The sequence below is a fragment of the Dongia soli genome (assembly GCF_034044715.1).
In the GTDB taxonomy this organism is placed as follows: Bacteria; Pseudomonadota; Alphaproteobacteria; order Dongiales; family Dongiaceae; genus Dongia_B; species Dongia_B soli.
Genome location: NZ_JAXCLW010000003.1, coordinates 464,037 through 486,855 on the forward strand (window position 1 = coordinate 464,037; position 22,819 = coordinate 486,855).

Genomic DNA, 22,819 nt, shown 5'->3' on the forward strand with positions numbered 1-22,819 from the left:
GCCCGGCCTCACGACAAAATCAGCCCAAGTTGACAGTCGGATGCTGCGGACCTATCTGTTTCCGCATCCAATGTGGAAAAATCTGAGAAAATCGAGGTTTGCATGTTCGCCGCCCTTGCCAAGCGGATCTTCGGATCGGCCAGTGATCGCTTTATCAAGGGCCTCCATAAGACAGTTGCGGAGATCAATGACCTTGAGTCCCAGCTCAAGGTATTAAGCGATGACGAATTAAAGGCCCGGACCGGCTGGCTGCGTGAACGCCTGGCTAAGGGCGAGGAGCTGGACGACATCCTGCCGGATGCCTTTGCGACCATGCGCGAAGCCGCATTGCGGGTCATGGGCCAACGCCACTACGACGTGCAGCTCATGGGCGGCATCGTCCTGCATCAGGGCCGCATCTCGGAAATGAAGACCGGCGAAGGCAAGACGCTCGTGGCTACCCTGGCGGTCTATTTGAATGCCCTGGATGGCAAGGGCGTGCATGTCGTCACCGTCAACGACTATCTCGCCAAGCGTGACGCCGAATGGATGGGACAGGTCTATCGTTTCCTCGGCCTCACCGTTGGCACGATTGTCCACGGCATGACCGACCCGGAACGACGCCAGGCCTATGCCTGTGACATCACCTACGGCACCAACAACGAATTCGGCTTCGACTATCTGCGCGACAACATGAAGTTCCGCCTGGAAGACATGGTCCAGCGCAGTTTCAATTACGCGATCGTCGACGAAGTCGATTCGATCTTGATCGACGAAGCGCGGACGCCGCTGATCATTTCCGGTCCCACGGAAGACAATTCGGAACTCTATACCAAGGTCGACAAGCTCATCCCGCATCTGGCCGAGGCTGACTATGAGAAGGACGAGAAGTCCCGTCATGTCACGCTGACCGAAGAAGGCACCGAACATATCGAGCAGTTGTTGCGCGGGTCCGGCCTGCTGAACCAGGGAACGCTCTACGACGTGCAGAATATCGGTCTGGTCCACCACGTCAACCAAGCCTTGCGCGCCCATAAACTGTTCAGCCGCGATGTCGACTATATCGTGAAGGACGACAAGGTCGTTATCATCGATGAATTTACCGGCCGAATGATGGAAGGCCGCCGCTATTCCGAAGGCCTGCATCAGGGGCTGGAAGCGAAGGAAGGCGTATCGATCCAGAACGAAAATCAGACCCTGGCTTCGATCACCTTCCAAAACTATTTCCGGCTCTATCCGAAGCTTGCCGGCATGACCGGCACGGCGATGACCGAAGCGCCGGAATTCTCCGAAATCTACAATCTCGACGTGATCGAGATCCCGACCAATGTGCCCGTCAAGCGCGACGATCAGCATGACCAGGTTTTCCGCACGGCCAAGGAAAAATACCAGGCCATCGTCGACCTGATCGGGGAATGCCGGGACCGTCAGCAGCCGGTTCTGGTCGGCACCGTTTCGATCGAAAAATCGGAAATGCTGTCGGACTTCTTAAAGAAGAAGAAGATTCCGCATGCAGTGCTCAATGCCCGCTACCACGAGCAAGAAGCTTACATCATCGCCGATGCCGGCGTGCCCGGTGCTGTCACCATCGCCACGAATATGGCCGGCCGTGGTACTGATATTCAGCTCGGCGGCAATTTGCAGATGCGCATCGAACGGGAAACCGCCGAGATCGCCGACGACGCCGCGCGAGAGAAGAAAACCGCCGAGATCAAGGCCGATGTCGCGGCGAAGAAGGAAGTCGCTCTTCAGGCCGGCGGCCTTTTCGTCATCGGCACCGAGCGTCATGAAAGCCGCCGGATCGACAACCAGTTGCGTGGCCGCTCCGGCCGCCAGGGCGATCCTGGCGCATCGCGTTTCTTCCTGTCACTGGAAGACGACCTCATGCGCATCTTCGGTTCCGAGCGCATGGATACGATGCTAAAGCGCCTGGGTCTCGAAGAGGGCGAAGCGATCGTCCATCCATGGATCAACAAGGCGCTGGAAAAGGCGCAGCAGAAAGTCGAAGCACGCAACTTCGACATCCGTAAGAACCTGCTGAAGTTCGACGATGTGATGAACGATCAACGCAAGGTGATTTACGAACAGCGCCGCGATTTGATGCAGGCGGAAGACCTGAAAGAAGAAGTCACCGCCATGCGCCACGAAGTGGCCAATGACCTCATCGCGCGCTACATCCCGGAAAAGGCCTTCGCCGAACAGTGGGATACGGCCGGCTTGCATGAGGAAGTCTTGCGCATCTTCAACCTCAACCTGCCTTTCGCCGATTGGGCGCAAGAGGAGGGGATCGTCAATGAAGCGATGCGCAACCGCCTGATCGATGCGATCGATCGCAAGATGGCGGAAAAGGCGGCGAATTTCGGACCCGAGATTCTGCGCATGGCGGAGAAATCGCTGCTGATGCAGATCCTTGATCAAAGCTGGAAAGAGCATCTGTTAGCCCTCGACCATCTGCGCCACGGCATTGGCCTGCGCGCTTACGGTCAACGCGATCCGCTGAACGAATACAAGCGCGAGGCCTTTGAGATGTTTGAAGCGATGCTGGCGCGCCTGCGCGAGCAGGTGACGCTGGTCCTGTCGCATATCGAGATTCGCGCCGAGGAAGAACTGCAAACGGAAGCTGTCCAGCAGCCGGGTCATACGATGCCGCCGGCACCGGCCGCAGCGCAGCCGATTGACGGCGTCGATCCCAACGATCCTGCAACCTGGCGGAAGCTCAGCCGAAATGCCAACTGCCCTTGCGGATCTGGCAAGAAATACAAGCACTGCCATGGCCGATTGGCGTAAGGCAGCTGCTTCAAAACGAAAAAGCCCGGCCATTGCGCCGGGCTTTTTGTATGACCGGCTTATTCAGGCTTCAGTAATTCACGAAGCGCGTGCGCATGGCCGTTTCTTCCTGTCGAATGCGGACAGCGAGCGGCACGGCGTAGATAACCAAGCCGACAATCAGTGTCGCATAAGCGTGCAGGGCAAGGGCGAAGCCCACCAGTTCCGGCAGGATGTTCAGAAAATAATTTGGATGCCGGACCCAGCGGAAAAGCGGATGCGTGACGAGCACGTGATCTGAGGCGATCAACAGCTTCACCGTCCAGAAACGGCCCAAGAGGCGCAGCACGACGACAAGCATCGCCATGCCGAAGACATAGAGGATAATACCGATGCCTGAAACGGCATCCAGCTGGGCGCCGCGGATGCTGCCCTCGACCACCGCTGCCGCATAAAACGCGATATGCGCCAGCATCAGCCAAAGCGAGTTCTTGGCACCGATCTCGATCGCGCCATCCTTCTTCAAGGCCCGCTCATGGCGAACCGAGATAACGAGCAGAAGAAGCCGAAACAAAACCGCCAGGATGACGAAAAGCACTAACCCGGAATTCATTCAGGCACCTTTCCAGACCGGCTGGCGTTTCTCGGCAAAGGCCTTGGCGCCCTCATAATAGTCGTTGGATTGACGAACCTTGTCATAAGCCGGAACTTTGCCGCCACGCAGCGCCTGGTAAGCGGCTGGCAGGTCGAGATGGCGAGTCAGTCGGTGCGCCTGTTTGATTGCCATGGCCGATAGCGGTGCCGTTTCCAGGATGCGCGCTGCCATCTCGCGGGCTGCGTTCCAAACCTCAGACAACGCGACGACGCGGTTGACCAAACCGAACTGCAAAGCCTCTGCGGCGGTCAACCGCCGGCCTGCGAACAGGACTTCCATGGCAATGGCTTGCGGGATGCGACGCGGAAGACGGAAGACACCGCCCGCATCGGGAATGAGGCCGATCTGCGCTTCAGGCAGGAAGAAAGTAGCATGCTCGGCGGCGATGATCAGATCCGCCGACAGCGCCAGTTCGAAACCGCCACCTGCGGCAAGCCCGTTGACGGCCGCGATCACCGGTTTGTCGAGATCGAAAAGCTCGGTGAGCCCGGCGAAACCGCCAGGCCCGTAGCTTTCGCCATCCGGGCCACTGGCCGCTGCGGCCTTCAAATCCCAACCGGCCGAGAAAAACTTTTCACCGGCCGCACCGATAATGCAGCAGCGCAAGCTGGGATCGTCGCGATAGGCGATGAAGGCGTCACCCAGCGCCCGGCTGAGCCGATTGTCGATGGCATTGGCTTTCGGCCGGTCGATGGTCAGCTCCAATACGGCATCCCGGCGCTCGATTTTCAGACCGTCTTCCATTTGGCTTCTCTCCTCGCCTTGCTGCATCAGCGGTAACAGCAGGAGCGAAGCGATGCAAGCTCCGCTAGAGACGGGATGCCAGATCACGTAACCGGCGATGCAGCTCGTCGTCGCGGATGCGCGGCAAGACCGAAAGAATTTCGCGGCGCAACTGTCCCGCATCGTCCCGGTTGATGTCGTCGGACGCCCCCTCATCCGCAGCCGTTTCCAGTGCCGATAGCGCTGCCAATTGTTCGGCGATTTCCGTCGATGTGGCCAAGCGCCGCCAGCGCCGTAGCAGCGCCGCCACTTCCGGTTTCGTCAGATAACCGGCATAGCCGTCTTCCACCTCCGGGAGGTAACAGACCGGAGAAGCCGGATCATCGGTGGGGTCGCCCATCGCATGGCCTCCTTAGTTCACCACCCGGCCGGACTGTGTCACGATCATCGTCATCGGGATGTCGTAGCCTTGCGGGTGAATCGTGGGAATTTCAAGGCAATCATAACCGATGCCGAAAACCTGCCGGTCTCCATGCAACTGCGCGAGCGTTCGGTCGAAATAGCCGCCGCCATAACCGAGACGGAAGCCGCGGGGATCGAATCCCACCACAGGTGCCAGCAGGATGGCCGGAACGACTGTCTCCGCCGTATCCGGCACGGGAATATTCCAGATGCCAGGCACCATCTTGCAGCGTGGGGCCCACGGGCGGAATTGCATCGGCTGGCCTTTCACTACCACGACCGGCAAGGCAAGCTGCACGCTGGCGCCAGCCAATTCACGCATCATGGGCCGCAAATCGGGCTCGCCTTTGAAAGGCCAATAGAAACTGACGGGGCCTTTGGCTTCTTTCAGCAATGAAAACAGCGCCGCTGCGATTTTATCGGTCCATTGCGACCGCAAATCCGCCGCCTGCTGCAGCCGCAGCGCGATCAACCTTTCCCGCTCGCTGCGCCGCCATTGCTTGACCTCGGCAGGTGTCAACGCAACCGTCATTTCGCCAACTCAGCCAAGGTTTTAAGACGAGACATCGCTACCTCCATCATGCTGTTGATCACCTCGTCAGCGGAACGGATGGTCGAGACGGCGCCGGCACCGCGGCCGGCGAAAAGCGACATTTTCTCGAAATCACCGGTCGTACTGCGCAACGGCGAGTCCGTGCTGAATTTCCAGATAGGCCGCCCGTCATCGCGCCCGATCTCCTCGCGCCGCAAATTATCCGGCAGATATCCCCAGAGCTTGTTCCCCGCCGCCTGCGTCACGCTGTTCTTCAGGACCCGTACCGGCGAATGCGGCGGCCAGTTGATGGCAAAGAGATCGGTGTGAACGGTGTCATCGGGTCCGGCTTCGATGATGCGCTGCTTATGATAGTCATGCGCGAAGGATTCCGGCGTTGCGAGAAAGACCGTGCCGCAATGTGCGCCATGCGCGCCGAGCGCCAGCGCCGCCGCCAATCCGACACCATCAACAATGCCTCCGGACGCAGCGATCGGTACCTTCACGACCTTGGCCACAGCCGGCAGCAATTCCATCAGCGGCAGCGAGCCACGGACATGACCGCCCGCCTCGACGCCTTGGACGATGATCACGTCGGCGCCGGCCTTTGCGGCCGCCACGGCATCATCCAGCGTGCCGACCTGATAGAGCACCTTGCAGCCGGCCTGTTTCGTGCGGGCAATGAGATCGGGATAGACTTCCCAGAAATAGCACATCGCTGGCACGCGTTCGGTAAAACACACCTGCAGTTCGGCCTCGAGCAGGTCCGGCGCGGTCGCGAAGGGAATGAGATTGACGCCAAAGGGCCGGTCGGTGCGCTTCCGGACCGCAGCGATCTCCCGTGCGATCAGGTCAGGCGACTCCCGCACCATGCCGAGAAGACCGAATCCGCCGGCAGCGGAAACCGCAGCAGCGAGTTCGGATCTGGCTGGTCCGCCCATGCCGGCGGAGATGACCGGATATGCGCAGTCCAATACGCGGGTCAGGGGTGTCGTTAAACCGCACCCCTGCGATCTAGCCACCATGCAGCCCTCCCATCACGGATACAACCGAGCGATCATCCTAGGATCGATCCCGCGAGGTTGGGGCCTGCATTTTTTGCAGATGACCCAGCGATGAATGAACTGCTGGATTTATGCGGCTTTAATGCGCCACCGGCTTTTCAAACGGCGATCTCATGCTGAACCCATTGTTCAAATGGTAGCTTAGGCGCGCGCTTTTTCTTCCCAGCGTCCAGCGTCATTCTGCTGATAGTAAACGAGCTGATGATGAGCGGCTTTGTAATCGCGCCACCTGTCCCGCGCTGCCGCCACGGCAGCCTCGTCATTGCCATCGAACAATTCGCAGACGAGATCGAATTGCGCGAGATCGCTCCGGCCGGCGCCGTCACAAAGCAATAGTAGTTTAGCTTGATTGGGATTCTCGTCATTTGCCGTCAGATAGATCGGCTGTGCCGCGGTGTCGCCATCCTTGGCGGTGCCGTGCGGCAGGAAGCTATCCGGTCGATAGGTCCAGAGATGCGCCGCCAGTGCCTCCGCCCGTTCGGGCGATCCGACAGCCACGAGTACCCGATCGCCACGACCGTAAGCGCGTTCCAGCAAGGTCGGCAATACATCTTCCAATCGGGTGCGCTGCAGATGATAGAAGCGGATTTCAGTCATGCGCACTGTCGAATACCGGTCAGTGGGCGGCGGGGCGGTGAGCCCCGCCAGCAACCGCTGTTACTTCTCTTCGAAATTGGTGGCGATCAGATTGTCGAGCAACCGGACGCCGAAAGCTGTCGCACCCTTGGGGCAGGTCGGCTGGTCCTTATCACCCCAAGCCATGCCGGCGATGTCGAGATGCGCCCAGTTCACACCTTTCTGCACGAAGCGCTGCAGGAATTGCGCGGCGGTCACGCTGCCTGCATTGCGGCTGCCGCTGATATTCTTCATATCGGCAGCCGGCGAATCCATCAGCCGGTCATAAGCGGGCGCCAATGGCATGCGCCACAGCAATTCACCAGTCGCCTTGCCCGCGGCGCTCAGCTGTTCCGCCAATTTGTCGTCATTGCTGAACATGCCCGCTTGATGGTTGCCGAGCGCAATCAGGATGGCGCCCGTCAGCGTTGCCAGATCGATCATCGTATGCGGCTTGAAATTTTCTTGGGCATACCACATCGCATCGGCGAGCACGAGCCGGCCTTCCGCATCCGTGTTCAACACTTCGATGGTCTGGCCGGACATCGAGGTGACGATGTCCCCCGGTCGCTGGGCCTTGCCGTCGGGCATGTTTTCCACCAGGCCGACCACGCCGACCACATTGGCTTTGGCCTTGCGGGCGGCCAAGGCACGCATGGCGCCGATGACGGCCGCCGAACCGCCCATGTCCCATTTCATGTCCTCCATGCCGGCGCCGGGCTTCAGGGAGATACCACCGGTATCGAAGGTGACACCTTTGCCAATAAAGGCAACTGGCTGCTTGCTGTTCTTGGCGCCGTTCCAGCGCATCACCACGAGCTGGCTCTCACGGTCGCTGCCTTGTCCGACGCCGAGCAGCGCGCCCATGCCGAGCTTCTTCATCGCCGCTTCACCCAGCACCTCGACCTCGACGCCCAGGGCTTTCAGGCTGCGGGCCTGTTCGGCGAGGCTGGCGGGATAAATGACATTCCCCGGTTCCGAGACCAGGTCCCGGCTGAAATTCACCGCTTCAGCAATCTTGTCCAGTGGCTCATAGAGCTTCTTGGCCGCCGCCGGATCGCTGGTCAGAATCGTGAGCTTCTTCACGCTCGGTTTCTGCTCGGGCTTTTCCTTGGTCTTATATTTGTCGAACCGATAGGCTCGCAGATTGGCACCATAGGCAATTTGCGCCGCCAAAGCGGCTTCGCTGAGAGGGCTACCGGCCGGCGACTCGACCTGGATCGTCACTTCCTTCTCGCCGACACCGTTGGAGGCGGCCACGATCCGGCCGCCGATCGCCTGGGCGACCAAATTGTCCAGCTTTTCCGGGTTCCCTAATCCCGCGAGAACCAGTCGATCTGCCTCAATTCCCGCCGGCGCCAAAATCGTCAGCAATTCATCGGCATTGCCTTTGAACCGGCTGGCGCCCAACGCCCGGGTCACCGCTCCCTTGCCCGACTTGTCGATTTGCGTCGCCAACTGCCCCAATTTCCGCTGTTCGGCGACAACAGCCACCAAAGTTCCTTGCGCCGGCAATTCCGGCTTGGCAAAGGCAATCTTCATTCCGATCCTCGCTGAAAGATGATTGATGCGGCGATGCCCCGGCCGATTCCGCAAATCGGGCATAACCGGGAATTGAGCCAAGCAATAGCATAGTCCGCGGCGATCCGTCATCCCCGGTGCGATCTGTCACAGAGCGGTACGAATCGCCCGTAACGCTATGAAATCAGTAGACGAATTGGCGCAAAATGGTACTTTAGCGCGATCGAGATGGGGGTAGTGCCAGCACGCGCAGACAATCCCGTCGCACCGGAATGAAGGGGAAACCTGACAGGGTCCGTCCGGGCCAGTTGGGGCTTTGCCGATAGGGAATAAGGACAAGAGTTCGATGCGGTCTTGGCTAACCGGCAATATTCTGACCGGCCTTGTGCTTGGTTTGTCCGCAAGTGCGCTATGCCTCGGCCTCGATGGCGCCGCGAAACCGGCCTTTGCCGGCGGCAAGGACGATGCGGCTTCCCCGGCAGCAACTGCCGAACCAGCAGCAATCTCGACCCAGCTTGCGGCAGGGGGCGAGAGCCAGATCGATGCAGCCTCCGACAGCAACGACGCGGCGAAAAGAACAGCCCGTCTGAAAGCGTGGGTCGAGCGGAACCGTCCCATCTGGCAAGCTCGGCGCCAGGCCCAGGCAGCGGCGGAGACTGAGACCGCTACATCGGCAGACAGTGGTGCCACTGCAGCGGCTTCGGCCGATCAGCCGACAACAGGCATGGCGCTGATCCCAGTCACGGGCAATGACATCGCATCGCCGGCCGAGAGTGTCGCGTCGCAGATGCCGACATCACCCAGCCCTGACCCGGAACAGGCGGCGGGGCCGGTGGCATCGCCCGCTTCGCCTGCCCTGCCCGTGGCAGAGACAAGCGAGGATCGTCAGAAGGCAGATCACGAAACTGCAGCGGCTAGACTGGCGGCAGCTCAGCTTGCCGCCGCCACCCCGCCGACACCGCAAGGCGGCACCCCGGGCAAACAGGCGCAAAACGATCTACCGGTCAATTTGATTGCCGATGAGGCCGGATATGATGAGGAACTGGGCGTTTATGTAGCGCGTGGTCATGTCCAAATTCGCCGCGGCGACAAGATCGCGTTGGCCGATACCGTTGCTTATAACGAGCGCACCAAGCGTATCACCGCCTCGGGCAATGTGGCGGTACTCGAGCCGACAGGCGATACCATGTTCGGTGATTATGTCGACATCAGCGACGATTTCAGCAACGGCGCCTTCGAAGGTTTTCGCGCCCTGATGGCGGACAAGTCACGTCTCGCCGCCAACAAGGCCACGAAGATCGACGACACGCATATGCAATTGGACAAAGCGGTCTATACACCCTGCCTGCCCTGCAAGGAAGACCCGACCCGCGTCCCGCTCTGGCAGATCAAGGCGCGTAAAGTCGAGCGTGACGAGGAGGCACAGACCCTGACCTATCACGATGCCTGGATGGAAATGTGGGGCGTTCCGGTCTTTTACACGCCCTGGTTCCGGCACCCGGATATCGGGGTTGACCGTCAATCCGGCCTGCTAACTCCGGGCATGTCCTATTCCAGCAAAGGCGGCTTCCAGTATCGCCAGTCTTATTTCCAAACGATCGGGCCGGATAAGGACATCACCTTGACGCCGATCTTCCGCTATGGCGGCAAGCCCGAGGAAGATCCCGGCGCCGTCGGCATGTTGCAATACCGCCAGCGCATCGAGGACGGCAAGTTTTCATTGGGCGGCTCGATGACGGTCGAAGACCGGCCGGCCGATTCAGATGAAAGCAAGACCATCAAGCGCGACTTCCGCGGTCATATCGAAGGCGAGGGCCAATTCGACCTGAACGATGACTGGCGCGCCGGCTTCAATTTCAAGAATACGACGGACAAGGATTATCTGCGCCATTACCATCTGGGATCGAGCCGCTGGCTGCAGGACCAGATGTTTGCCGAAGGCTTTTTCGGCCGTTCCTATGCCTCGGCCGAGGCTTTCGCTTTCCAGAGCACCAAGCGCAACCTGAAGAGCTCCGATGCTCCCTTCGTGACGCCAAAGCTCGATTACAATTTCCTCAGCGAACCGGGCTGGATGGATTCGACCTGGGCGCTGGATTTCGACACGATGAACATCGTGCGCCGGGATGACAAGACCGGCCAATTCCGGATGGCTCTCTCGCCGTCTTTCACGCTGCCTTATACCAGTCCGCTCGGCGACATCTATAAGCTGACCCTGTCGCTGGAAGGCGCGCTCTATGGGGTGAATGATGTTAATCCCAATGACGACGACCCGTTTGCGTCGGATTCTTCCTTCAGCGGATGGCGGGGCCGCCTCGTGCCGAAGGCGGACCTCACTTGGCGCTATCCCTTCGTACGGCCCGGCGAGACCTTCTCCCAAGTGATCGAACCGATGATCCAGTTCGTCGGTGCGCCGACCTGGGGCAATTCAAGCAAGATCTCCAATGAGGACAGCCGGTTCTTCGACCTTGACGATACGCGCCTGTTCTCGGCAGATCGTTTCGTCGGATTGGACCGCTACGACACCGGTTCGCGCGCGACTTACGGCCTGAACTGGTCCGGCTATCTGAATAGCGGCGGTCAAGCCAACGCGTTTCTGGGACAGAGCTATCAGTTTACCAAAGGCGATCGCGACCAGGATCTCAGCGGCACCGGTATCGATGAAGATCTCACGGACGTGGTTGGCCGACTGGCGGTGATCCCCAATCAGTATCTCGATTTGAGCTACCGGTTCCGGTTGAATGTCAGCGAGCCGAAATTGAAGCGCCAGGAAGCTCTGGTCGGTATGGGACCAAATGTCCTTCATTTGAACCTGAGCTATATCCAATTGGATAAGAGCCAGGATATCGACCTGGAAATCGATAACAACGACAACAACTCGAATAGCCGCGAATTTGTGGGCGCCTATCTGAGCAGCCAGTTCGCCCAATATTGGACGCTCGGTGTGAGTAGCGTCTACGACATCGAACAGACTGAGATCACACAGGTTGGTGGTCTGCTCAAATATCTCGATGAATGCTTCGGATTGTCGCTCGCCGCATATTATCAGCCGGGCGGCGGTTCGGAGGATAGCGACAGCTCATTCACCACCTTCTTCTCCATCACCTTCAAGAACATAGGTAGCTTGAAGTCCGGGACCTAAATCGGATTGAATCGGATGATGGCAAGCGCAGTGTAGATTACATGGATCCACGAAAATGATGATCTCGAAACGTTTCTGGCGCAACGCCCTTGCGGCATTGCTGATCGGTTGCAGCATAGCCTCTATCCAGCCAGCAGCGGCACAGGATGAATTGAAGATCGCTGCTGTCGTCAATGACGAGATCATTACGCAGCTGGACCTGGTCATGCGCATGCGTATTGCCATGGTTTCCGCCAAACTGCCGAATACGCCCGAGGTGCAGCAGCGATTGTTGCCGCAGGTTCTTCGGCAATTGATTGACGAACATCTGAAGCGTCAGGAAGCTAAGAAAGAGAAGATCGAAGTCTCCGATGAAGAAGTGGACCGGGAAATCGACCGCATCGCGCAACGCAACGGCTTGACGCGCGAACAGTTGCAAGAACAGCTCAGCTCAAGCGGTATCCTCCTGTCTGCCATTTCCGATCAGATACGGGCAGATATCGGCTGGGTGCGCGTGGTTCAGACCAAGCTGCGCTCCTCGGTCAACATTACCGAAGAAGAAATCAATGACGAGATTGCCCGCATTAAGGCGACGCAAGGCCAGTCCGAATACCGGCTGCAAGAAATCTTCCTGGCGGTAGACAATCCCAGCCAAGACAGTTCCGTTGCCGCCTCGGCTCAGCGATTGGCCGATCAGTTAAATGAAGGAGCCGATTTCGGCTCGCTGGCGGCCCAATTTTCGCAAGATCAATCCGCCGATCAGGGCGGTGACCAGGGCTGGGTGCGCTTGGATCAAATGGAGCCGGCTCTCACCAGTCTGGTGCAGAGCACGCCGCCAAATCAGCTGATCGGGCCGGTGCGCGGCATCGGCGGCTATTACCTGGCGATTGTGCGGGCCGTGCGTCCGGCCGCCAGTGCGGTGGAAAGTGCCGGCACCGTTTCGCTGAAACGCGTGCTCTGGTCAATGCCGGCGAATGCTGCCGAGAGCGAAATCAGCAAGGCCAATGATCAGGCGCGTGAGGTTGCGTCCAAGATACAGAGCTGCGATGGGGTGCAGAGCGCTGCGGCCGGCGCCGCGACGGCGGTCTATAGCGACCTTGGCACCGTATCGACAACCAATTTGGCGCCGGAAATTCAGGCCGCCGCGATCAACCAGCCGATCGGCGTCCCGACCGCCCCAATCCGGACCGGCCAAGGCGTCGGCATTTATGTGATCTGTGCGCGTCAGGGCGGCGATCAGGGATTGTCGCGCGTGGCGATCGCCGATCGCCTGGGCCGTCAGCGGATGGAGACACTGGCACGCGGTTACCTCAGCGACCTGAGACGCGCGGCAGTCGTCGAGGTCCGCATGTGATCGTCGAAGATCGCTTTCTGCCATGAGCGAACCGGACGCCCTGCCGCCACTCCGGGATGTCATTGCCAAATATGATCTCGCGGCAAAGAAGTCGCTGGGACAGAATTTTCTGCTCGATCTAAATCTCACCGGCCGCATCGCCCGGGCCGCCGGCGATCTGACGACCGGCAGCGTCATTGAGATCGGCCCTGGCCCGGGCGGCTTGACCCGCGCGCTTCTGCTGCATGGCGCGAAGGAAGTCATTGTTGTTGAACGCGATGATCGATGCCTTGCTGCCCTGGAAGAGATTGCGCGTGCCTATCCTCGCCGACTGCGCATCATTGCCGGGGACGCTTTGGCGACGGATGTCGCCAAGCTCGGCCCATCGCCCAGGCGCATCGTGGCAAATCTTCCTTATAATATCGCCACACCGCTGCTGATCGGATGGCTCACGCAAGCCACAGCCTTTCAATCGATGACGCTGATGTTTCAGAAGGAAGTGGTGGAACGATTGGTGGCCAAGCCGCGCACCAAGGATTACGGACGCCTGAGCGTGCTGACGCAATGGCTTTCGGAACCGCGCCGCTTGTTCGATGTGCCGCCACGCGCCTTCACGCCACCACCCAAAGTCACGTCCAGCATTGTCCAGATCATGCCAAGGCCCAGCCCAGCCTATCCCGCCCGATTGGCTGATCTTGAGCGTGTGACCCAAGCTGCCTTCGGACAACGCCGCAAGATGTTGCGTCAATCCTTGCGGAGCCTCTTCGGAGAAGCGGAAGCTGTTTTGACGGAGCTGTCAATTCCACCAACTGCGCGAGCCGAGGAACTGACCGTCGAGCAATTCTGCGCTCTCGCGCGGCGGCTGGAAGGAGGCGTAAGGGATCGGCGGCCCGGCTAGAGTTGGCTCATCGCCAATGGCAAGGGTCACTGCCCGTCACGCAGCCCTTTGACGAATTGCGCGAGACCGATCTGGCGCTGGCGCTTCAATCTTTCCGCCGTCAGGATCGCCTGCACCCGGGCGACACTTAGATCGATATTCTCATTGATGATGATGTAATCGTATTCCGCCCAATGGCTCATCTCGTCCGCAGCCTTCGACATGCGATGCGCCACCACTTCAGCGCTGTCCTGTGCTCGGGCTCTCAGACGTTGTTCCAACTCGCGGGTTGACGGCGGCAGGATGAAGACGCTGACCAGATCGTCGCGCGCAGCCTGCGCGAGTTGCTGGGTTCCCTGCCAGTCGATGTCGAAAAGAACATCCGAGCCTCTGCCGAGGATCTCTTCTACCGCTTTGCGGGGCGTACCGTAGTAATTGTCGAAGACCTTCGCATATTCCAGAAACTCACCCCGATTGATCATCAGGTTGAATTCCGTCGGATCGACGAAATGATAATCCACCCCAGCCACTTCGCCCCGGCGCTTAGGCCGGGTGGTGGCAGAAACCGACAGCGTTAGACTGGGTTCCAGGCTCAGCAGCCGTCTTGATATCGTGGTTTTCCCGGCGCCCGATGGCGAGGACAACACCAGCATCAGGCCGCGTCGATGCACCTCGATAAATCCACCCTCTGATCCGGCCGTTTCGGTCATGCCTATACCCGTTACTCTATATTCTGAATCTGCTCGCGCAATTGCTCGATCGCGGCCTTCAAATCGATCCCGATATTGGTCAAGGCCAGCTCCGAGGCTTTTGAGCAGAGTGTATTTGCCTCTCTATTGAACTCCTGGCAAAGGAAATCCAGCTTGCGGCCAACAGGGCCGCCGCTAGCGATCAGCACTCGGGCGGCGGCGACATGTGCCGCCAGCCGATCGAGTTCTTCCCGGATATCGGCTTTTGCGACCAGCAACAGGACTTCCTGTGCCAGCCGCTCCTCGCTTAGCGGCACTTGGGTGGCCAGCAGCGTAGACAATTGCTCGGTCAGGCGCTTGCGCAGCAGTTCCGGCTGGGTGACCGCGATCTTGGCAGCGGCACTGCGCAGGCGCTCGATCTCGTCAAGATGCCCGAGGATCAGATCGCTTAGACGCTGACCTTCAATGCGGCGCATTTCATGAAGCTGTTGCAAAGCCGCGGCAAGACTTTGTTGCAACGCCTGCAGGCGTTGCTCGGCGACCTCGGGAGCCAGCGCCGCATCCTCGATCTCCAGCACGCCGCGTAGAGCCAATAAACCATCGAGGCGCGGCGGCGCCGCATTTAGCCGGGGAGCGAGATCGCGCATCAATGCCTCGATCTGCGACAGCGCCGCCTCGTTGATACGAAAGCTGCCCGTCCGCGCGTGGTCGTCAACCGACAGCGAGACATTCACATTGCCGCGCTTCAGCAGTTCCCCTGCCGCGCTGCGGATGATCGGCTCCAAACTTTCGAAGCTTGCGGGCACGCGGCAGCGGATATCGAGATTTCGGCCGTTGACGCTCTTCAACTCCCAGGTCCAGGAGAAGTCCTCAATTGCCCCGTCCATACGGGCAAATCCGGTCATGCTGGCGATCGCCACGTAACCCCTCCTGCTCACTGCGGTTGCCGCGACCTGAATTTGCGGCAATATGCGACTCATGGTTAGACGGCGCTATCATCGGCGATGGCGGTCATACTGGCAAGCGATCGCACTGGGCCCATGAAGGCGCCCAAGATCGGCCATCGGGGAACAAAAATCATGCTCGATCCACGGCATATTCTGATCACCGGCGCCAGTTCCGGCCTTGGCGCGGCCTTGGCAGCCGCATATGCCGCGCCTGGCCGGCGCCTATCCCTCGCCGGCCGCTCCGCCGAGCGGCTGTCGGCGGTGGCGGATCATTGCCGAGATGTCGGTGCCGAGGTTGAGGCGGCTGTGCTGGACATTACAGACCCGGTGGCGATGGCGGACTGGATGGTCCGAATCGACAAGACCGCACCGCTGGATCTCGTTATTGCGAATGCAGGTATTTCCGGCGGCACCTATGGTGGCAGCGAGAGCGAGGCACAGGTCCGCGCTATTTTCGCCGCTAATGTCGACGGCGTCCTGAACACCGTCTTGCCCGTGTTGCCACTTATGGAAGCCCGGCGTCGCGGCCAAATTGCGCTGATGGCATCGCTCGCTGCGCATCGTGGCTTTCCGAGCGCACCCGCCTATTGTGCCAGCAAAGCGGCGGTAAAAATATGGGGTGAAGCGCTGCGCGGCCAACTCGCGCCGCATGGAGTGGCCGTCAATGTCATTATGCCCGGCTATGTCAAAAGTCCGATGACCGATGCAAATGATTTTACCATGCCCTTCCTGATGTCGGCGCAAAGAGCTGCCAGTATCATCCGCGACGGCTTGGCAAGGAACCGGGCTCGCATTGCTTTTCCCTGGCCGATGACGATGATCGCCTGGCTGCTGGGAACACTTCATCCCGCACTGACCGATCCGCTATTGAGGCGGTTGCCGAAGAAAAGATGATAGACGGAGATGGGGCGGATCGAGACGGACCGAATAGATGCTCAGTTGCCCGTCGCGGCTTTCTGCACCTTGCGCCACTGAGCGACATTCTTGTTGTGCTCGTCGAGCGTTTCGGCAAAGGCATGGCCCCCGGTACCGTCGGCGACGAAATAGAGGTCCTTGCTCTTGATCGGATGCAAGACAGCCTTCAAGGCCTCGATACCGGGATTGGCAATCGGCGTCGGCGGCAAGCCGAGATTGAGATAAGTGTTGTACGGGCTGTCGGTTTTCAAATCGTCATAAGTCAGCGACCGATCGAGCCGCTTCTTCCCGTTGGTGATCGCGAAGATGACTGTCGGATCGGATTGCAACGGCATGTTCTTCTTCAGCCGGTTATAAAAGACGGCGGCGATGCGGGGCCGCTCTTCCGGCTTGCCTGTTTCCTTTTCCACCACCGATGCCAGAACAACCGCTTCATCGGATTTGCTGAGCGGGATGCTCTTGTCGCGATCGGCCCAGAGCTTTTCGAGCGTCGTCGTCATGTCACGCCGCATGCGATCGACCAACGCAGCGCGGCTTTCGCCCCGCAGATATTGGTAGGTTTCCGGTAGCAATGTACCTTCCGCCGGCGGATTGGCGAGTGCGCCATCCAATATCGGTGTCGCCATCAGCAGGTCATAGATTTCCGCGGAAGTCAGGCCTTCGGGAATGGTGATCTTATGCTGAACCGCTTTACCCTCGATCATTAGACGTATCGCGGCGTGCTGGCTCACCCCCGGTGGAAAAGCATATTCACCGGCGCGTAAGGACTTGCCCTCGGAGCTCAGCTTGACCCCGAGCTTGAAAATGAGCTCATTGTCGATCACACCGCTTTTGTTCAGCAGATCGGCGATGCCGGCAATGCCAATGCCTTTGGGAATGACGACGGTGGTCTCCTGCCGCGATGGCCCGGCGCTATTGAAGGCGTGCCAGCCGTAACTGCCGGCGCCAATAGCGCCGGCAACCACCAAGGCAACGACACCGGCCAGGATGATATAGGGCCGCCGCACCATTCATTTGCCGCCCGTCAAAAACGACTTCAGTTCGGCCCGATGAAGATCAGGCTGGCATTGGTGCCGCCAAAGCCGAAGGAATTTGAGAGCGCGGCTCGGATCGGCCGCTCCTTCGCCTGTTTCGGCGCCAGGTCGATATCGCAGCCTTCCGACGGATCGTTGAGATTGAGTGTCGGCGGCGCCACCTGATCACGCAGGGCGAGGATCGAGAAAATCGCCTCGACCGCCCCCGCCGCGCCCAGCAAATGGCCGATCGCTGATTTCGTCGAGGACATGGTCACCTTATAGGCATGCGCGCCGAACAGCCGCTTGACGGCGCCCAGTTCGATTTCGTCGCCGAGCGGCGTCGAGGTGCCATGGGCATTGATGTAATCGATATCTTCGACCGACATCTTCGCGCGCTTGAGCGCCGCCTGCATGGCCCGATAGCCGCCATTGCCGTCTTCCGACGGCGCGGTGATGTGATAAGCGTCGCCGCTGAGCCCATAGCCGACCAGTTCGGCGTAGATCTTCGCACCGCGTTTCTTGGCGTGTTCGTATTCTTCCAGCACCAGGACACCGGCGCCTTCGCCCATGACGAAGCCATCACGACCCTTGTCCCAGGGACGGGATGCCTCGGTCGGCGTGTCGTTATAGGCGGTGGACAAGGCGCGCGCAGCGGCAAAGCCGGCAACGCCGATTCGGCAGATCGTCGATTCTGCGCCGCCGGCGACCATCACATCGGCATCGTCGAAGGCGATCATACGGGCGGCATCGCCAATCGCGTGGCTGCCGGTCGCACAGGCCGTCACCACCGAATGGTTCGGTCCCTTGAAACCATATTTGATCGAAACATGACCGGAGGCCAGATTGATCAGGCAGGAGGGAATGAAGAACGGGCTGATGCGCCGTGGTCCCTTCTCCGCCAGAATCAGCGACGCTTCATAGATGCCTTGCAGGCCGCCGATACCCGAGCCGATGATCACACCGGTACGGTCCCGGTCCTCTTCGGTCTCCGCTACCCAGCCGGCATCCTTCACCGCCTCTTCCGCCGCCGCCATCGCCATGATGATGAACGGATCCATCTTCTTTTGGTCTTTGGGCGAGACGAAATCGTCGGCATTGAACTTGCCTGAGGAGGTATCGCCCCGCGGAACCTGACCGGCAATTTTACAAGGCAGATCAGATACGTCGCAGGACTGGATGCCGCTGATTCCCGATTCCGCATTCAGCAGGCGCTTCCAGACATGTTCCACCCCCACGCCCAACGGCGAGATGATGCCCATTCCGGTTACGACGACTCGGCGCATGACAATCCTTCAGTCCTAAATGGCACAAATCTTCAAAATCGCATGGGCGGCACGGCACTTGGCCGCCCGCCTTACGATGCAGTTGCTACCTAAAACCGGATCACCCCGACCAATTCGCAAGAAATTCGCTGGGCGACGTCGACCGGGCAGCCTTATGCAGTCAGCCTCAGGAGGCCTTCGACTTAATGAAATCGATCGCGTCCTTGACGGTCTGAATCTTCTCGGCCGCATCGTCCGGAATTTCGCAACCGAATTCCTCTTCGAACGCCATCACCAGCTCGACCGTATCCAGGCTGTCCGCGCCCAGATCGTCGATGAAATTGGCGGTCTCGGTGACCTTCGCCTCGTCAACGCCGAGATGTTCGATCACAATCTTCTTCACCCGTTCGGCAATGTCGCTCATCTTTTCTTTCCTCGATGTTCTGGCCCCAATCGGATTGTTCCAACGGTTTTCGAATCAATCCTTTAGCAGCCCAATCTTCTATACTTTGGTGACGTCACCCAGATGACATCGCCGTTCGCTACTCCCTGGCAAGCCCTATCTTTCATAACTGCTGGCAGCGATGAAAGATAGGGCCGGCCCATTCCTGGCTGCCGGCCTTCGGCACCTGCTCTATTTAGGTGCGAATATGACGGCTTCCAAGCGCTTCGGGGGTCACTTAACACAGTTACCCGGCTTTGACCAGACGCCGGATAATGGGCGAAAAGCCCATCAAATCATAGCCATGCCGCCATTCACGTGGAGCGTTTGACCGGTGATGTAAGCGGCTTCTGCGCTGGCCAAATAGACGGTCGCGGCGGCGATATCATCGCCTTGACCCAGGCGTCCGGCCGGGATGGCCGCCAGCATCCGGGTTTTCTGATCCTCGTTCAGGACGTCGGTCATCGCGGTTTCGATGAAGCCAGGGGCGATGCAATTCACGGTGATGCCGCGCGACGCCACTTCCTGGGCCAGCGATTTTGACATCCCGATCATACCAGCTTTCGCCGCCGCATAATTCGCCTGGCCGGCATTGCCCGTCACGCCAACGATCGAGGTAATGCCGATGATGCGGCCCCAGCGGCGCTTTATCATGCCTTTGATCGCGGCCCGAGACAGCCGGAAGGTTGCCGTCAGATTGACGTCCAGCACCTTTTGCCAATCCTCGTCCTTCAACCGCATGGCCAGCATGTCGCGGGTCAAGCCGGCATTGTTGACAAGAACATCAAGCTGTCCCAGGGCCGCTTCGGTTTGCTTAACCAGTTCTTCCGTGGCCGCCGGATCCCCGAGATCGCAGGGCAGAATCACAGTGCCCTCGCCAAGCTCGGCCGCCACCTTTTCCAGTGCCTCACGACGCGTACCGGACAAGGCCACCTTGGCACCCTGGGCATGAAGCGCCTTCGCGATGGCGCCGCCGATGCCACCCGAAGCCCCGGTCACCAGCGCCGTTTTACCCGTCAGATCGAACATTTGCTCTTCCCGCTCTTGAGTTGTCTTGAGGTTCGGATTTCCGCGTCGGCGAGACGAAGGTCTCAGCCGAGAATCTTCAACGCCGATTCGATATCGGCCGGCTGGCCCACCGAGAGAGAGTCGATGTCCTTGTCAATCCGCTTGATCAGCCCCGCCAAGACTTTGCCGGCGCCGAGCTCGACCACTTGATGCACGCCGGCATCCTTCATGGTCATCACCGATTCCCGCCAGCGCACCGTCCCGGTCACCTGTTCCACCAACTGCCGGCGAATAGTGGCCGGATCGCTCACCGCTTTGGCGGTGATATTGGCGATCAGCGGCACCGCCGGCATGGCGATCTCGGCCGTTTCCAGCGCTGCCGCCATAGCATCTGCCGCCGGCTGCATGAGCGGGCAATGGAATGGTGCGGAAACCGGCAACAGAACGCTTCGTTTGGCGCCTTTCTCGGCCGCCAAGGCAACAGCCTTTTCGACCGCTTCCTTATGGCCGGAGACCACAACCTGGCCCGGCGCGTTGTCGTTCGCCGCGGCACAAACCTTGCCGGTAGCGGCAGCCGCCTCCGCCGCGATTGCCTGAGCCTGCTCCAGGTCCAGGCCTAATAAGGCAGCCATGGCGCCGACGCCGACCGGCACGGCCTTTTGCATCGCTTGGCCGCGCTGTTTCAGGAGCCGGGCCGCATCCTGCAGATTGAGACTACCGGCCGCCGCCAGCGCGGAATATTCACCTAACGAATGGCCAGCTACGTAGGCGGCCTTGTCGGCCAACCGCCAGCCACCTTCGCTCTCGAGCGTCCGCAGCACGGCCATGCTGACAGCCATCAGAGCGGGCTGGGCATTTTCCGTCAGGGTGAGCTCGGCTTCAGGCCCCTCGAACATCAGGCGGCTCAGCTTCTGGCTGAGGGCGTCGTCAACTTCCTGGAACACATGGCGCGCCGGCTGGAAGGCCTCGGCGAGGGTCTGGCCCATGCCGACTGCCTGAGACCCCTGGCCCGGGAACACGAAAGCACGCGCCATATACCACTCCGACACTTTGTTATGATGGGTTTCGCTGGTCTGCAACGATTCAGGCCGGCATAGATACTGCCGATCCAGGGCAAGTCAAGGCATCACAGAATACACACTGATAAAGTGTCAATCATGCGCATCTCCCGGCAATATCCCGTCTTTCCGGTGAAAATCCGGGAGGGCGCCTTGCTTTCCTGATGGCGCTGTGTATAGTCCGCCGCCTCAACCCTGCCGGTCTCCGTCGCGGGCAGCTTTGGCTGTTCAAGACAGGCGATATGCCCCATGAGGCCGGCTAGGCCCGGCAAGCTGACGTGGCCACGCCGTTTTGCCTGTAGAGGCAGAGCAGTCCAACCCCAGCACCGGACCGTGCAACAGCCAGAGGGAGCCATCAACAGATGCCTTTCTACGAGAATATCTTTATTGCGCGTCAGGACGTGTCCGCCGCCCAGGTGGAAGCCCTGACCGATCAGTTCGTGGGAATCCTTGAAGCCCAAGGCGGCAAGGCGACTAAGCGCGAATATTGGGGGCTGAAGAGCCTCTCCTACCGGATCAAGAAGAACCGCAAGGGCCATTATGTTCTGCTCAACATCGACGCCCCGGCGGCGGCGGTGATTGAGATGGAGCGCAACATGCGCATCCATGAAGATCTGCTGCGCCACCTGACGGTGAAGGTCGACGAGCTGGAGGAAGGTCCTTCCGCCATGCTGCAGAGCCGTGGCCGTGATCGCGACGATCGTGGTCCGCGTGGTGACCGCGACGACCGTGGCCCGCGTGGCGATCGTGGTCATCGTGACCGTGATGATCGCCTGCGTCCGACCCGCGACCGGCAGGAAGCCCAGAGTGAAGGAGAAGCCCAATGAGCGCCGATCGTACCGATGCGCCGCGCGAAGGCGGCCGTTCCGGCGGCGCCGGCGGTGGCCGTCGCCCATTCTTCCGTCGCCGCAAGTCCTGCCCGTTCTCGGGCGACCAGGCGCCGAAGATCGACTACAAGGACGTGAAGTTGCTCCAGCGCTTCATCTCCGAACGCGGCAAGATCGTGCCGAGCCGCATCACCGCGGTTTCGACCAAGAAGCAGCGTTTGCTCGCCCAGGCGATCAAGCGCGCCCGCTTCATCGGCCTGCTGCCCTACGTGATTAAGTAAGGAGGACGACATCATGGAAGTCATCCTGCTGGAACGGGTCGAAAAGCTGGGCCATATCGGCGATGTGGTGAATGTGAAGCCGGGCTTCGCCCGCAACTTCCTGCTGCCGCAGAAGAAGGCCCTGCGCGCGACCGAAGGCAACAAGAAGCGTTTCGAAGAGCAGCGCGCTCAGATCGAAGCGAACAACCTGAAGCGTCGCCAGGATGCGGAAGGCATCAAGGACCGCGTCGAAGGCTTGAAGATCGTGTTGATCCGTCAGGCGAGCGAAACCGGCATCCTGTTCGGTTCGGTTGCCGCACGCGATATCGCCGAAGGTGTTACCAATGCCGGCTTCACCATCGATCGCCGCCAGGTGATCATGGATAAGCCGATCAAGACCCTCGGCTTGCATCCGGTGCGCGTTGCGCTGCATCCGGAAGTGGTCGTCAGCGTGACCGCCAATGTCGCCAAGTCTGAAGACGAAGCGGCCGCGCAGGAGAAAGCCGGCGGCTTCGTCATCAAGACCGACGAAGACGAAACGCCGGATCTCGATGTGCTGCTGGCGGAAGCGGCGGAAGCCCAGTCGCAGACCGAGGCGTAACATCGAATCGACCTGCCGACGGTTATCGGCAGCTCCGAGTCGCAAGAACGGCCATCCTCAACGGGATGGCCGTTTTTCTTTGCTCTTCATAAAGATAGAAGCGGCGATTCGGTCATCGCAGTTTTTGATTTATCATCGTTATTCACGTA

22 protein-coding genes are annotated in these 22,819 nt (G+C 59.8%); 8 read left to right on the forward strand and 14 right to left on the reverse strand.

Annotation, left to right across the window (positions count from 1 at the left end; genetic code table 11):
* Nucleotides 1-102: 102 nt before the first annotated feature.
* Entirely contained in the window at nt 103-2,766 is a 2,664-nt protein-coding gene (secA, locus tag SMD27_RS14275; RefSeq protein ID WP_320509074.1) for a preprotein translocase subunit SecA, read from the forward strand.
* Between the two features lie 70 nt (nt 2,767-2,836).
* Here secA and SMD27_RS14280 read toward each other — a convergent pair whose 3' ends face one another.
* The 7 genes from SMD27_RS14280 to SMD27_RS14310 form a co-directional block, all read right to left on the reverse strand.
* Nucleotides 2,837-3,358 (reverse strand): isoprenylcysteine carboxyl methyltransferase family protein, encoded by a 522-nt coding sequence (locus SMD27_RS14280; protein ID WP_320509075.1) that lies wholly within the window; start codon nt 3,356-3,358, stop codon nt 2,837-2,839.
* Complete coding sequence (locus SMD27_RS14285) at nt 3,359-4,144, reverse strand: enoyl-CoA hydratase-related protein (protein WP_320509076.1); 786 nt, start codon at nt 4,142-4,144, stop codon at nt 3,359-3,361.
* A gap of 64 nt (nt 4,145-4,208) precedes the next feature.
* Nucleotides 4,209-4,523, reverse strand: a complete 315-nt coding sequence (locus SMD27_RS14290; protein ID WP_320509077.1) for a hypothetical protein — start codon at nt 4,521-4,523, stop codon at nt 4,209-4,211.
* A gap of 12 nt (nt 4,524-4,535) precedes the next feature.
* Nucleotides 4,536-5,117, reverse strand: coding sequence for a 5-formyltetrahydrofolate cyclo-ligase (locus SMD27_RS14295; protein ID WP_320509078.1), 582 nt, complete (start codon nt 5,115-5,117; stop codon nt 4,536-4,538).
* Entirely contained in the window at nt 5,114-6,142 is a 1,029-nt protein-coding gene (locus SMD27_RS14300; RefSeq protein WP_320509079.1) for an NAD(P)H-dependent flavin oxidoreductase, read from the reverse strand. Before SMD27_RS14300 ends, SMD27_RS14295 begins: the two co-directional genes overlap by 4 nt.
* A 180-nt stretch (nt 6,143-6,322) precedes the next feature.
* A complete protein-coding gene (locus SMD27_RS14305) occupies nt 6,323-6,778 on the reverse strand; it encodes a DNA polymerase III subunit chi (RefSeq protein WP_320509080.1) in 456 nt (151 codons plus the stop codon).
* A 60-nt stretch (nt 6,779-6,838) separates the two neighbouring features.
* Entirely contained in the window at nt 6,839-8,338 is a 1,500-nt protein-coding gene (locus SMD27_RS14310; RefSeq protein ID WP_320509081.1) for a leucyl aminopeptidase, read from the reverse strand.
* A 325-nt stretch (nt 8,339-8,663) separates the two neighbouring features.
* Here SMD27_RS14310 and lptD point away from each other — a divergent pair, with 325 nt between their 5' ends.
* Genes lptD through rsmA form a run of 3 tightly spaced genes read left to right on the forward strand, consistent with a single transcriptional unit; the run spans nt 8,664 to nt 13,666 of the window.
* Nucleotides 8,664-11,456 (forward strand): LPS-assembly protein LptD, encoded by a 2,793-nt coding sequence (lptD, locus tag SMD27_RS14315; protein ID WP_320509082.1) that lies wholly within the window; start codon nt 8,664-8,666, stop codon nt 11,454-11,456.
* A 55-nt stretch (nt 11,457-11,511) separates the two neighbouring features.
* Entirely contained in the window at nt 11,512-12,789 is a 1,278-nt protein-coding gene (locus SMD27_RS14320) for a peptidylprolyl isomerase (RefSeq protein ID WP_320509083.1), read from the forward strand.
* A 22-nt stretch (nt 12,790-12,811) separates the two neighbouring features.
* Nucleotides 12,812-13,666: a 16S rRNA (adenine(1518)-N(6)/adenine(1519)-N(6))-dimethyltransferase RsmA gene (gene rsmA, locus SMD27_RS14325; RefSeq protein ID WP_320509084.1), complete on the forward strand. Its 855-nt coding sequence runs from the start codon at nt 12,812-12,814 to the stop codon at nt 13,664-13,666.
* Nucleotides 13,667-13,692: 26 nt separating this feature from the next.
* Here rsmA and gmk read toward each other — a convergent pair whose 3' ends face one another.
* Together gmk and SMD27_RS14335 are read right to left on the reverse strand one after the other, a co-directional pair.
* Nucleotides 13,693-14,355, reverse strand: a complete 663-nt coding sequence (gene gmk / locus SMD27_RS14330) for a guanylate kinase (protein WP_320509085.1) — start codon at nt 14,353-14,355, stop codon at nt 13,693-13,695.
* Between the two features lie 11 nt (nt 14,356-14,366).
* Nucleotides 14,367-15,254: a YicC/YloC family endoribonuclease gene (locus SMD27_RS14335; protein ID WP_320509086.1), complete on the reverse strand. Its 888-nt coding sequence runs from the start codon at nt 15,252-15,254 to the stop codon at nt 14,367-14,369.
* Between the two features lie 159 nt (nt 15,255-15,413).
* Here SMD27_RS14335 and SMD27_RS14340 point away from each other — a divergent pair, with 159 nt between their 5' ends.
* Entirely contained in the window at nt 15,414-16,175 is a 762-nt protein-coding gene (locus tag SMD27_RS14340; protein ID WP_320509087.1) for an SDR family NAD(P)-dependent oxidoreductase, read from the forward strand.
* A 41-nt stretch (nt 16,176-16,216) separates the two neighbouring features.
* Here the strand turns inward: SMD27_RS14340 and mltG are convergent, their stop codons facing one another.
* From mltG to fabD, 5 genes are all read right to left on the reverse strand, one after another.
* The gene (mltG, locus tag SMD27_RS14345) at nt 16,217-17,206 is read right to left on the reverse strand and encodes an endolytic transglycosylase MltG (RefSeq protein WP_320509088.1); all 990 of its coding nucleotides are present in this window, start codon (nt 17,204-17,206) and stop codon (nt 16,217-16,219) included.
* Nucleotides 17,207-17,232: 26 nt separating this feature from the next.
* Complete coding sequence (gene fabF, locus SMD27_RS14350) at nt 17,233-18,495, reverse strand: beta-ketoacyl-ACP synthase II (protein WP_320509089.1); 1,263 nt, start codon at nt 18,493-18,495, stop codon at nt 17,233-17,235.
* A gap of 166 nt (nt 18,496-18,661) precedes the next feature.
* On the reverse strand, nt 18,662-18,898 hold the full coding sequence (locus tag SMD27_RS14355) for an acyl carrier protein (RefSeq protein ID WP_320509090.1): 237 nt from the start codon (nt 18,896-18,898) through the stop codon (nt 18,662-18,664).
* Nucleotides 18,899-19,207: 309 nt separating this feature from the next.
* The gene (gene fabG, locus SMD27_RS14360; protein WP_320509091.1) at nt 19,208-19,945 is read right to left on the reverse strand and encodes a 3-oxoacyl-[acyl-carrier-protein] reductase; all 738 of its coding nucleotides are present in this window, start codon (nt 19,943-19,945) and stop codon (nt 19,208-19,210) included.
* A gap of 62 nt (nt 19,946-20,007) precedes the next feature.
* Complete coding sequence (fabD, locus tag SMD27_RS14365; RefSeq protein WP_320509092.1) at nt 20,008-20,958, reverse strand: ACP S-malonyltransferase; 951 nt, start codon at nt 20,956-20,958, stop codon at nt 20,008-20,010.
* Between the two features lie 386 nt (nt 20,959-21,344).
* Here fabD and rpsF point away from each other — a divergent pair, with 386 nt between their 5' ends.
* Genes rpsF through rplI form a run of 3 tightly spaced genes read left to right on the forward strand, consistent with a single transcriptional unit; the run spans nt 21,345 to nt 22,670 of the window.
* Entirely contained in the window at nt 21,345-21,809 is a 465-nt protein-coding gene (gene rpsF / locus SMD27_RS14370; RefSeq protein ID WP_320509093.1) for a 30S ribosomal protein S6, read from the forward strand.
* Complete coding sequence (gene rpsR, locus SMD27_RS14375; protein ID WP_320509094.1) at nt 21,806-22,090, forward strand: 30S ribosomal protein S18; 285 nt, start codon at nt 21,806-21,808, stop codon at nt 22,088-22,090. The genes rpsF and rpsR overlap by 4 nt, the downstream gene beginning before the upstream one ends.
* A gap of 13 nt (nt 22,091-22,103) precedes the next feature.
* A complete protein-coding gene (rplI, locus tag SMD27_RS14380) occupies nt 22,104-22,670 on the forward strand; it encodes a 50S ribosomal protein L9 (RefSeq protein ID WP_320509095.1) in 567 nt (188 codons plus the stop codon).
* Nucleotides 22,671-22,819 lie beyond the last annotated feature (149 nt).